General features: G+C 48.5%; 8 protein-coding genes. 7 read left to right on the forward strand and 1 reads right to left on the reverse strand.

Annotation, left to right across the window (positions count from 1 at the left end; translation table 11 throughout):
- Positions 1-336: 336 nt before the first annotated feature.
- Entirely contained in the window at positions 337-1,275 is a 939-nt protein-coding gene (locus HMPREF3093_RS09390) for a nuclease-related domain-containing protein (RefSeq protein ID WP_070756837.1), read from the reverse strand.
- A gap of 152 nt (positions 1,276-1,427) precedes the next feature.
- On the opposite strand from HMPREF3093_RS09390, the gene HMPREF3093_RS10005 reads away from it, so the two are divergent.
- The 7 genes from HMPREF3093_RS10005 (at position 1,428) to HMPREF3093_RS09425 (ending at position 11,587) form a co-directional block, all read left to right on the forward strand.
- On the forward strand, positions 1,428-3,116 hold the full coding sequence (locus HMPREF3093_RS10005) for a Cof-type HAD-IIB family hydrolase (RefSeq protein WP_070756839.1): 1,689 nt from the start codon (positions 1,428-1,430) through the stop codon (positions 3,114-3,116).
- A gap of 81 nt (positions 3,117-3,197) precedes the next feature.
- On the forward strand, positions 3,198-4,577 hold the full coding sequence (locus HMPREF3093_RS09400; protein ID WP_070756841.1) for a L,D-transpeptidase family protein: 1,380 nt from the start codon (positions 3,198-3,200) through the stop codon (positions 4,575-4,577).
- Between the two features lie 235 nt (positions 4,578-4,812).
- Complete coding sequence (gene yycF / locus HMPREF3093_RS09405) at positions 4,813-5,517, forward strand: response regulator YycF (RefSeq protein ID WP_070756843.1); 705 nt, start codon at positions 4,813-4,815, stop codon at positions 5,515-5,517.
- Between the two features lie 13 nt (positions 5,518-5,530).
- Positions 5,531-7,381, forward strand: a complete 1,851-nt coding sequence (gene walK / locus HMPREF3093_RS09410; RefSeq protein WP_070756845.1) for a cell wall metabolism sensor histidine kinase WalK — start codon at positions 5,531-5,533, stop codon at positions 7,379-7,381.
- Positions 7,381-8,790 (forward strand): two-component system activity regulator YycH, encoded by a 1,410-nt coding sequence (gene yycH, locus HMPREF3093_RS09415; RefSeq protein ID WP_070756847.1) that lies wholly within the window; start codon positions 7,381-7,383, stop codon positions 8,788-8,790. Before walK ends, yycH begins: the two co-directional genes overlap by 1 nt.
- Complete coding sequence (gene yycI / locus HMPREF3093_RS09420) at positions 8,790-9,644, forward strand: two-component system regulatory protein YycI (RefSeq protein ID WP_070756849.1); 855 nt, start codon at positions 8,790-8,792, stop codon at positions 9,642-9,644. The genes yycH and yycI overlap by 1 nt, the downstream gene beginning before the upstream one ends.
- Positions 9,645-9,658: 14 nt before the next feature.
- The gene (locus HMPREF3093_RS09425) at positions 9,659-11,587 is read left to right on the forward strand and encodes a DUF2207 domain-containing protein (RefSeq protein WP_070756851.1); all 1,929 of its coding nucleotides are present in this window, start codon (positions 9,659-9,661) and stop codon (positions 11,585-11,587) included.
- Positions 11,588-11,811 lie beyond the last annotated feature (224 nt).

Below are 11,811 nucleotides of genomic sequence, written 5' to 3' on the forward strand. Positions count from 1 at the left end.
TGACGCGTTGGGCCTCCAACACGACGTGGCATGAGCCCAAAGGCACCAAATCACTCAAAAAGGGAGCAAAAGAGCCCGCCACGTCGCATTGGGTCCACGCTATGTCGCGTTGGGCCTCCAACACGACGTGGCTCCACCCCAAAGGCACCAAAACACCCAAAAAGGGAGCAAAACGAGCCCGCCATGTCGCATTGGGAGCCCGCCATGTCGCGTTAGGCCTCCAACGCGACGTGGCTCGAGTTCCAAGATTCCAAAACCCCCAAAACGAGCGCGTCACGTCGTATTGGGGCCCCGCCATGTCGCGTTGGACCTTCAACGCGACGTGGCTCCCCAACTTCAGACTCCATCATACTGAGACAGGCACTGATAAACGGTGGCGTAATCATTTTGGTAGCAGGCGTGGTGGCCTTTATGGAGTGGGTGGAAGTGTTGAGCTAGTTGGCGTTGTAGGGTGCGGTCCAATTGCTTGGTCCCCACATAGTTGGAAATTGCCGAGCGGCTCAGTGGCAGGTCATGATTTAACAAAGCCCACTCACAGGCGCTTCGCAAACAGGCGGCTGCCTTATCTTCCCTAAACCCACAATGTGGGCAGGAGACCTTATAACGACTACAAGTCATGCCCAGCCGCAAACAACGGGGGCAGCCAATACCGCTTAGCAGAGTTTGGCGCTCGATGGAAGTCAGTTGGCGCGGCCGGTAGGGGCTGGCATGTTGGAGTGGCCCCAGTAAATCCAAGAGTAGCTGCTGGCGCCGACTGCAAGGCTGACCTACCATCTGATCGGCCAGCCCCTGAAGCCAAGTCAGTGCCTGCGGCCACAGCATGTATTGACCCGCAGCTAACCCCTCGACCTGCAAATGGTCCTGGCTGAAAATCAACTTGGACACTAGCTGGCAGTCTAATTGCTGGCTCCTAAGAAATTGCTGGAGCAAGCTCTGGGCTCGGGCTACTTGCCCCAGTAAGTCGTGCTGATAAGGGCGCCCGTTGAGTCTGGAAGCAAATCCCTGATAGAGGAAATGCCCGCCATAATGCTTGATTTCCACTAGATAGAGCCCCTGGGGCACCAGCAAAAGCCCGTCGATTTGCGTGCCCTTTCCCAGGGGGATCCACAAATCAGTCAGATAAAAAGTAGACAGCCCCAGGTCTTGAATCACTTGGGCAAGCCTCGCCTCGCCCTCTAAGCCAGTTAGGAGACGCAGGTAGTCTGTTTCGTCCTCCTGGGATAAGTGGCCTCTTTGCTTGACTAGCTGATAAAATCTTGCCTCTTGATGGTACATAGCACTTCCTCCTTCTTATATAAATACCCCAAAAGCTTCCTTCTCGCACCAAATCCAGGCCTAAAAGTTTGATGAGAAGGGCTGGGTCTTTTGCTTTTAAGTCTTTTCCATTATAATAGACAGTGAATAAGTCAGGAGAAGGAGACAGGACTATGTTGAATGAGATGATGCACCGGCCAGTGGTCATGCAGAAAATAATCGACTTGATGCGGGAGGGGCAACTGCCTTTTGAAGGGGTCGTAGGTCAGTTGGAGGCCTTTGCTAATGCCAATGGGATTCCGGTGGTCCCTCACGAAACAGCCAAGTTCTTGGACTTTTTCTGTGCTACAACCCAGCCGCAACAAATCCTGGAAATCGGGACCGCCATTGGCTTTTCGGCTAGTCTTATGGCTCAACACCTAGCATCTGACGGCCACTTAACCACGATTGACCGCTACGCCCTCATGTTTGAACGCGCTAAGTCCAACTTTGAGCAGGCCGGTCTGGCGGATAAGGTGACGGTCCTAGAAGGGGATGCGGCTGATATTCTGCCTACCTTACCGGCTAATCACTATGATCTGATTTTTATGGATAGCGCCAAGGCCAAGTATCTGGAGTTCTATCCTTACTGTATGCGTCTGCTTAAGATGGGGGGCGTCCTATTGATTGATGATGTCCTGCAAGCGGGCACCATCATGGATGCCTTAGACACACGGCCTAAGCGGGTGCGCAAGATTCATCGCAAGCTCAATGAACTCTTCCAAGCCGTCTTGACCGATCAAGATCAACGGGCCTGCCTCTTGCCTTTAGGCGATGGTCTGCTCATGGTCCGCAAGGAAAAGGAAATAGAGGTAGAGGACTTCTTAGCCACCCAATGGGATAAGACTTGGTGCCAACAAGTGGCAGCAAAAGCCGAGTCCAAACGCCAAGCGGCGGCGCCTGCCCTTAACGAGTTTCAACAAATGGCAGCCGAACAAATAGAAGACAGCAGGGAATCTGGCCAAGAACTAGCTCAGGACATTGGCTTAATCGCCATTGACCTAGATGGCACCCTGCTGACCAACCAAAAAACCATTAGTGCCACCAACATTGCTAGCCTGGCTCGGGCGCATGAGGCAGGCATTAAGATTGTCATCTGTACCGGCCGGACCCTACCAGGGGTGGACTTCTATGTTCCAGAGCTTCCTTTCTTAAGTGAGTCGGACTTTATGATTCTGCAAAATGGGGCGCAAACCTTGTCGGCCCAGGCGCCTTTCCAATCGGTCTTCCAACGCTTCTTGACCCAAGCGGCGCGGCAACGTGCGCTGGAACTAGTGGCGCCCCTCAAGGACCAGGGTGCTCAGTTGGTGGCCTTTGACCGCGACCATATCTACCTAGTAGGGGATCCAACGCCTAATGCCTTGGTAGCTCGCGACGCCCAGTTTCTTAAAACAGACGTAACGCCAATCTCCGACGAAGACTTCCTGGCCAATAGCCAACTCAATAAGGCCATGATTCTGGCGCCGGAAGCAGTGCTAGATGCTTGGATTCCGACCATTGAGGCGACCGACTGGCAAGCTCTGTCCATGGTGCGGAGCCAGAAGGTTATCCTAGAATTTCTGCCGGTTGGTGTTTCTAAGGCTAGTGGATTAGACCAGTTGGCCCGTCACTTAGGTCTGCGTCCTGAGCAAGTCATGGCTCTAGGCGATGCGGCTAATGATGCTGAGATGTTAGATTTTGCCGGCTGTGCGGTAGCCATGGGCAATGCCTCAGACGACCTCAAAGCCAAGGCTGACTTTGTGACTTTAACCAATGAAGAAGATGGCGTTTCACATGCCATTGAGACCCTCATATTACAAAAGAAACAAAATCATATAGAATAATTAATGGAAGGGTCAAAGAAAATTCACAATTCGATGCTAAAATCTGTATTTGAATAAGAGAAAAAGTGAGGACGAGAAATCATGAAAAAAGGATTAATCATTGGCTCGACAACAGTTTTACTGTTAGCTGGTTTGGGCTATAGTGCCGGTGTAGGCTTCTACGCCCAGAAATTCCAAGCCAACACTAAATTTGGCTCCTTGGATATTTCCAACTTAACCTTAGCAGAAGCGGAGGATAAGATTGGCAAGGACCTTAACCAGAAGGAAGTGACCATTCTGGAAAATGGTAAGGAAGTAGGTCGCTTTACCTTAGAACAAGCAGGTGTCCAAGTAGATGCCAACAAGGCTTTGGAATCAGCTTATAATTCACAAGACCCAACCGGTTGGGTAGGTAGTTTCTTCAACACCACCGAATATAAGAATGTCTTGCTCAATCACGTGGCCTTTAACGACGAGAACCTAAGCAAGACTCTGGATGGCTTTGGCTTGAACAACCAAAACCGGACAGCGGCTGAAGATGCTAAGATCGAGTATTCTAACGGACAAGGTTACCATGTCACCCCTGAAAAATCCGGTAACCAATTAGATGTAGCCAAGGTTAAGGAACTGATTGTTTCTCAAGTGCAATCAGGTAACACCTCGGTTGAAATCAATTCGGCCTACCAAGAGCCAAAAATTAAGAGTGATGATCCTAAGATTACCCAAGTCATGGATCAAATTAACAAGGTCGCGGATACCAAAATTACCTTGACTATCTCAGGCAAGGAAGAAGTCGTTCCTAAAGATAAAATCAATGACTGGATTCAATTCGATGAGTCTAATAACTTGGTAGTAGACCAAAGCAAGGTCCAAGACTATGTCAAGGAACTCAACACCAAATACGCGACCATCAATAAAACGCGTAAATTTGCTTCAACCTTATCTGGGGTGGTCGATGTGCAACCAGGGACCCTAGGTTGGTCCATTGACTCTGAGGCAGAGGCAGAGAAGATTGTAGCAGACCTTAACAAGGGTGGTACCATCAAGCGTGAGCCAACGGTTGTTGGGACGGGTTATGCCGACAAGGAAAATGATATCGGTCCAAGCTATGTCGAAGTCGACATTGCCCACCAAATGATGTTTATTTACAAGGATGGTAAGAAGGTACTGGAAACACCAGTCGTAACCGGTCGCCCTGGGACGACCACTATCCCCGGGGCCTACGCTTCTTGGAATAAGGAGTCTCCTTCAACCCTCAAGGGTTACAACCCACATACTCAGAAGGAATATCAACAACCGGTTGATTACTGGATTCCATTTGATGACACTGGCCAAGGGATTCACGATGCCAACTGGCAAGCTTCCTTCGGGGGCGAAGCCTACCTGTCTAATGGTTCTTTAGGCTGTATCAACACACCACCAGGTACCATGGCAGAAGTTTACCAATTAGTTGAAGTCGGCATGCCAGTTATCATCTTCTAATGATTACCTGCCTTTGATTTGGAAACCTTAAACGAGAGGTCCCACCTTTTGTTTAAGGTTTCTTTTCAAATACTTGTCTATTAGGTTACAAGTCGCATCAAGCTTTGACATAAGTAGAAAACTTGAGCGTAAGGGCTTTAATATTCCCGCAAAACCCGCTATAATAAAGGAGTGAGACCTTAAGGGGAAGGCTCACCCATTTGAACCTAGAACGTCATGAGAAAGGATGAACCATATGAAAAAGATTCTAGTCGTAGATGATGAAAAGCCAATCTCTGATATTATTTCTTTTAACTTAGAAAACGAAGGCTATGCCATTGAAAAAGCTTATGATGGTGAACAAGCATTAGAGGTATTCGAGAAGAGTCAACCAGACTTAGTGATTTTAGACCTCATGTTACCAAAGATGGACGGTTTGGAAGTTTGTCGTGAAATTCGCAAACAATCCGCTGTACCAGTTATCATGTTAACCGCCAAAGATTCAGAGATTGACAAGGTCTTAGGTTTAGAGTTAGGGGCAGATGACTATGTCACCAAGCCATTCTCTAACCGTGAACTCATTGCCCGCGTTAAGGCTAACTTGCGTCGCAATCTAGTCAAGGAACCTGAGCCACAAGAAGTCAACAAGAACGAGATTGTAGTAGGAGATCTGGTTATTCACCAAGATGCCTACATTATCTCCAAGCACGGGGAAGAAATTGAACTGACTCACCGGGAGTTCGAATTACTCCACTACCTAGCCCGCCACATTGGCCAAGTCATGACCCGGGAACATCTCCTTGAGACTGTTTGGGACTATGATTACTTCGGGGATGTGCGGACGGTCGACGTGACTATCCGTCGTCTGCGGGAGAAAATTGAAGATATTCCAAGCCACCCGACTTATATTGTGACTCGTCGTGGGGTCGGCTACCTCTTGAAGAATCCAGATCAAGAATAGGAAGTTCTAGTATATGAAGCGAATCAGACGATTATTTCAATCGATCCATTTTAAAATTCCGATTCAAATCATTATTATTCTGCTGATTGCTTTCCAATTCGTGGGGGTCTACTTCGTTAACCAATACGAGAGTCGTACGCTCAAAAACTACCAGGATCAGATTGATACCCAGGTAGAGTTCTTGGTTAACAATGTGACGCCAATCTTAGAAGAACGCTTGAGTGAGACGGATGAACGCGCCCGTCTGACTCAGGTCATTGATACCTTCTCAAATAGTAATTTGACACGTATCCAAATCATCAATACCAAGGATGGGATTATCGCGTCAAATAACGCCTTGGACCAGTCAGAAGCACTGGCCAAGACCAATGATAATAATGTGAGGGAAGCGTTGGTTAGCCAACGCTCTTCTAAGTTTTCAGAGTATGATGTCAATAACAAGCGTCATACCTACACCACGATTAAGCCGATTTTGAGTCAGTCGAATAATACGGTGGTAGGGGCGGTCCGAGTAACGGCCAATATGAACCGGGTCTATGAACAGACCCAGAGTGTCATGAGTGTCTTCATCCAGTCGGCTGTCATTGCCATTGTGGGGAGCTTTATCCTAGCCTTAGTGCTCTCCCAAGGCTTAACCTTGCCCATTGAAAACATGCGCCAACAAGCCCTGCGGATTTCGGAGGGGATTTATAACTACCCGGCCAAGATTTTTGGGAATGACGAGTTGGGTGAACTAGCCAAGACCCTTAATGAATTATCGGTCAAGGTTAAGGACTCCCAAGAATTGATTGAATCCGAACGGCAACGTTTGGACGGGATTCTCCGTTATATGACTGACGGGGTGATTGCGACCGACCGGCGTGGTAATGTCCTACTGGTCAATGAGCGCGCTCTACAACTCTTGGGTATCGACCAACAATCCGCCATCGGGATTTCCATTATTCGCCTCTTGCGGCTCAAGGATCAATATACCTTGACCGACTTACTAGGTGATGACCGAGAAATCCTTATGGATTGGGTAGACCACGGGGAGTATTCCATCCTCAAGGGGGAATTCTCCGTTATTCGTCGTGAGACCGGCTTCGTTACCGGGGTTGTCTGTGTCTTAACAGACGTCACCGAACAAGAGAAGACCGAGCAAGAACGGCGGGACTTTGTGTCCAACGTCTCCCACGAATTGCGGACGCCTTTGACTTCCATTAAGTCCTATACCGAAGCCCTGCGCGAAGGGGCATGGCAGGACGAGGTCATTGCACCGCAGTTCCTCAATGTTATTCAGCTGGAGACCGACCGTATGATGCGGATGATTGGTAACCTGCTAGATCTATCCAAGATTCATGAAGGTCAATATAAGCTCAACCTAGAATACATCGACTTTAAACGCATGGTCAGTCATATTCTGGACCGTTTTGAATTTATGTTGGAACAGAATCCTGACCAGAAGAAATTCAAGCTTAAGCGGGATTTCACCTCACGGGAAATCTACCTGGAAATTGACCAGGACCGCGTGACCCAAGTGATTGATAATATCTTAAATAACGCCATCAAGTATTCTCCTGATGGGGGTGTCATCGTCGTGAAGATTGAAGACTCCCATTCCCATGTCCACTTGTCCATTAAGGACCAGGGGCTAGGGATTCCGCAGAAGGATATCCCACATCTCTTCCAACGCTTCTACCGTGTTGATAAGGCACGGTCACGTGAGCAGGGGGGGACAGGGCTTGGTCTGGCTATTTCCAAGGAAATCATTGAACTGCATGGTGGGAAAATCTGGGCGACCAGTGTGGAAGGCAAGGGTTCGACCTTTGGCTTTGATCTCCCTTATCTGCAAATGGACTTTGACGATGAAGGGTGGGATGATTGATGATTCGCCGTCTCTTTATTCCTATTACTTTAATTCTGGCTGTCCTAACCAGCGGGGTCCTTTCTTGGTTGCTTCTAACCAACCCTGATTTTCTCTATGGTGCTAATTCGCAAACGCCACAACAAACCGTTCGTAATGAGCAAGTGGATAGTCTCAATCGGCAAGTAGCCGGCATGAAGTTAACCGATGTGCTAGCTCCCGTAGCCCTAGATGCCTATGAAGCAGGCGGTTACTGGGAGGCTAGTGCCAGTCATCTGGACCAGGTGACGGCAGCCTTAGCTCAGACACCGAGTGAACTAGGGGGCGACTTTGATGTGGTAGAGTCTTCAACGACTTTTGCCAACATGTCGACCAGTCCTCGTTTGATTCTGCGTTTTGCTGACCGCTTGCCAGTCTCCTTGTGGGGACAATGGTTCAAGTCTAAGGACGGCCCGCCACTCGATTTTGAAGCTGACCAAATCTGGCTCTTGAAAGAGGAGCCTCAAGCTCTCTACTTAGTCAATCAGGTGGATGAGACCTATGTGCGGGTGCCTCTCAATGGCTGGGACTTTGCTAGCCTCTATCAGAGCCTGATCCAAGACTTGAGTACTTGGACCGCCATGTCCCAAGTGCCTTTGGCCAAGGGCAAGGCCCTGATTCGGACGGAAGCCTTTAGTCTGCCAAGTCAGGTCTATACCCTCAAGAAAGAATCAGAAGCCAATCTGATTGGTCTCTTCTTCGGTTCGGACAACTACTCCATTACGGATAGTGGGGAGAGTGGGGAGAAAAAATACAAGACCTTGGACTTGGAACTCGATGTCAACTCTGATAGTCATGTCTACACTGCACGGAGCGAAGCGGTTCAGAATCGCAGTTCGGTCCATCGCGACCAGATTATCATGGATTCATTTGCCGAAATGAAGAAATACGGAGTCTGGACCCAAGGCCTGCGTTTGACCACCAATAATAGTACCAACACGCTCTATTACCAGCGCTATCTAGACGGCTATCCGCTCATGTCGGATGCCTCGCCTTATTACTTAGGCCTACAATTTAATTTGTCGCCCAAGGTGACACGCTTTTCCGGCTCCTTCCTGAGCCTGCGTTCGCATATTGACGACAAGAGTAAAGCAACCGACCTAGATTCAGCAAGTAGCTTGGTTTCCCAGCTGCATGAACAAGGTATGGTGACGACTGATTTAGACCAGATTTTTGTGGCCTATGAATGGCAGGCCAATATGGAGAATTTCCAGTTGGTGACCTTTATTCCTAAGTACTATGTCGAATACAAGGGGCGCTATATCTCCTTGGAACGCCTTAATCGCGGTGAGTTGCGACATAACCAGGATGCCTCAAGTTCAGATGTAGCAGGTAGCGAGGGGACCAGCCCACAAGGTGTAAATACCCTAGATGAAGGGGGCCAAGAATAATGGATTTTAAACGAACCCAGATTTTACTCTTAATCTTCTTCATCTTCTTCGATGCCTATCTGGCCTTTACCCTGATTACCAAGCAGCAGGTCAGACAGACCAATAGTGGGCAGGTCACCAATGTCAGCATTGAGACCCAGCTCAAAAACCGTAACATTAAAATCAACCAGACCCTATCAAATGAAAGCTATCAGCTGCCCGTTGTTAAGACGGAAACTAGCAAAGTCCTCGACAAGGAGCGTGGCACCCTTCAAGGTCAGACCGCCCGTTATAATAATGGCGTCTTACAATCGACCTTTGATCAGCCACTGGATTTTGGTCTCGGACTTGATCGCGATAGCAAGACCTTGACCCAAGAGCAGGTAGAAGACATTCGCCGTAATTTCTTGGATCGGCCTGAATACTTTGTTCGGGGGGCAGAATATACGGTTTGGTCCTTCAGTCCAGAATCTCGGACCCTAACCTTCTACATGGTGGCTTATGATGGCTACCCTGTCTTGGACGGGAGTTCTGAGCTGCGGCTGAGTTTCAATGCGGATTTCCAATTGCGGGAATACACCCAGACCTATCAGAGTGATTTTAAGGTCTTGGATCAACCCATTGCTCTGATTAGTGTTAAGGATGCCCTCAAACTTCTGGAGACCCGGGTCGATACCTACATTCCGGATGGCTCGACCATCCAACAAATTAGCCTAGGTTACTATCGTACGGTTAATTTGCAGGACTTTGATGTCTACACGCCCGTTTGGGAGATTACCTATAGTCAAGATGAAGCAAGTACCCGTACCGTCTTGGTCGACGCAGTGGAACACCAAGTAGTGACCAAGCCTAATTCCAATGTCACAAGCCCATAAAGGAGGAAAATAAGATGAAGCGACGCTCATTCTTTTGGTTAGCATTAATGGCCCTAGTGCTCGCGCTTGCGGGACCTATTAGTCAGATACGTGCTGCCGAAGTATCTTATAAGATTACCAATCAAGATGTCACTGCCGAGATTACGGCTGAAGGGAATGTTAAATTTACCCAGAAATGGGTCTTTGACGCCAGTTTCATGAATGGTGCCCTCCTCAAGGTGGATACAGGTGGCTTTGAATTAGGTGCCTACAAAATCGGTGTCGAAAATGGCAACAAGCTAGAGGAGTTCACTGAGGATAAGTTGGACTCCAAGCAGCCTAAGACCTTCCACATCCAATCCAACCGTAACATCAGAACTTTCAAGGCTTACTACCCTGTTAGCAATAAGAAGGTAACCTTTGTGGCCGAGTATACCCTCAATCACATCGTGACCAACTATGCCGATACAGCGGAATTCAATCGTAAGCTAATTGGGGAAGGTGTTGACTTCAAAACCGACGTTACTGCCAAGGTCATTCTGCCACCAGGCCAAATTACCGATAAGGATAGTTTCAAAGCCTGGGCCCACGGTGGGACCGGAAGCGGGACAGTAGAACTGGGCCAAGAAAATGGGCGCTCTGTCGTGATTCTTAAGTCTAATGGAACACCAGCCAATCGCTTTGTCGAAGTGCATACCATTTTCCCAACGTCCTTGACGCCACATAACACCAATGTCGTCAATCAGAATATGAAGGCAGAAATTGAATCTAAGGAAGCTGCCCAAGCTGAGGCAGACCGCAAGGCCTATGAAAGCCAGAAGTATACCACTAGCGCGGTCCAGTGGGGAGCTATGATTCTCATGTCCTTGCTTCCCTTTCACCTCTGGCGTAAATACTTTAAGTTACGTCGCCAGTTGAATCCTAATCCGGTTCAATTGCCAATTCACAACTACAACTTGCCCTCACATACGGCGCCAGCAGTGGTCACTTCCGCTGTTTTCCGGTCTAGTGGGGAACCTAATCCCGATGACTTCTCAGCAACGGTTGCTGACTTAGCCCGTAAGGGGTATTTGGAGCTAGAGGAAGAACGTCGCGAAAATCGCGGCATCTTCAGCAATAGTTCCATGACCGCGCGTGTCACCAAGCTGACAGACGAGGTAGCCGACTATCCGCTTCAAGGTCACGAACGGGCAGTCTTGACCTTCCTCTTCCCAGATGATGAAACCAGTGTCACCTTAGAAGACTTGGAAAAACGCATGAAGAAGAACCGGCATTTTGCCAAGAAGCGCTTGGCAGCCTACGAAAACTTCCAAAGCCGTGCTAGCATCGCCGGATCACAATTAGTGGAATCGGCACGAGACAAGAATAATAGCCTACGTTTCCAAGCTATTGGGGCCATTATCCTTAATGTCATCTTAGGTGGGGCAGCCCTCTTTGCAGGCTTTATGGCCACCAATCATCCCTTCCTACAACAAGTAGGTTGGATTGCACTGGGCCTAGCCCTCTTGGAAATCGTCCTGAATGTGATCTTTATGATTACTGTCTCTGTCCGACCACTCCGGACGGCAGAGGAAGACCAACTCTATCAAGAGTGGCATGGCTTTGCCAAGATGCTAGAAGATGTGGGGCAAATGAATATGCGGGATATTGCGTCCTTGGCCTTATGGGAGGAATACCTAGTTTATGCCATTGCCTTTGGGATAGCGGATAAGGTCTTGGATGCCCTCAAGGTTCAATTCACTCAAGCAGAATTGGTAGAAGGTATGACCTACTATCCAATGTACTATAATACAGGCCTCTACACCCATGTGCTCAGCCAATCCATCTCATCTAACGTGAGCTCGGCTTCCGCGTATAGCCAAGACCACTCTTACTCCGGTAGTAACTCCGGTGGTTTCGGTGGTGGCTTCAGTGGTGGCTCCTCCGGTGGTTCCGGTGGCGGTGGCGGCGCAAGTGGCTTCTAATAGATCAAAGACTGGGACTTTGTCCTGGTCTTTTTTGATTTTGTCACTTATGAAAATTTCTTAGCATTTGGGCTTGACTCTGACTAAGTGGCGTGATATATTAATGTTCGTCTGAAAATGACAGACCAACTATCCGAAAAAATATTTGAGAAAGTCGAAAAAAAGTGTTGACTTCTCCAATGCAGGGTGGTATGATATAAAAGTTGTCACGTGGTGACAACAAG

Source organism: Abiotrophia sp. HMSC24B09 (genome assembly GCF_001815865.1).
In the GTDB taxonomy this organism is placed as follows: Bacteria; Bacillota; Bacilli; order Lactobacillales; family Aerococcaceae; genus Abiotrophia.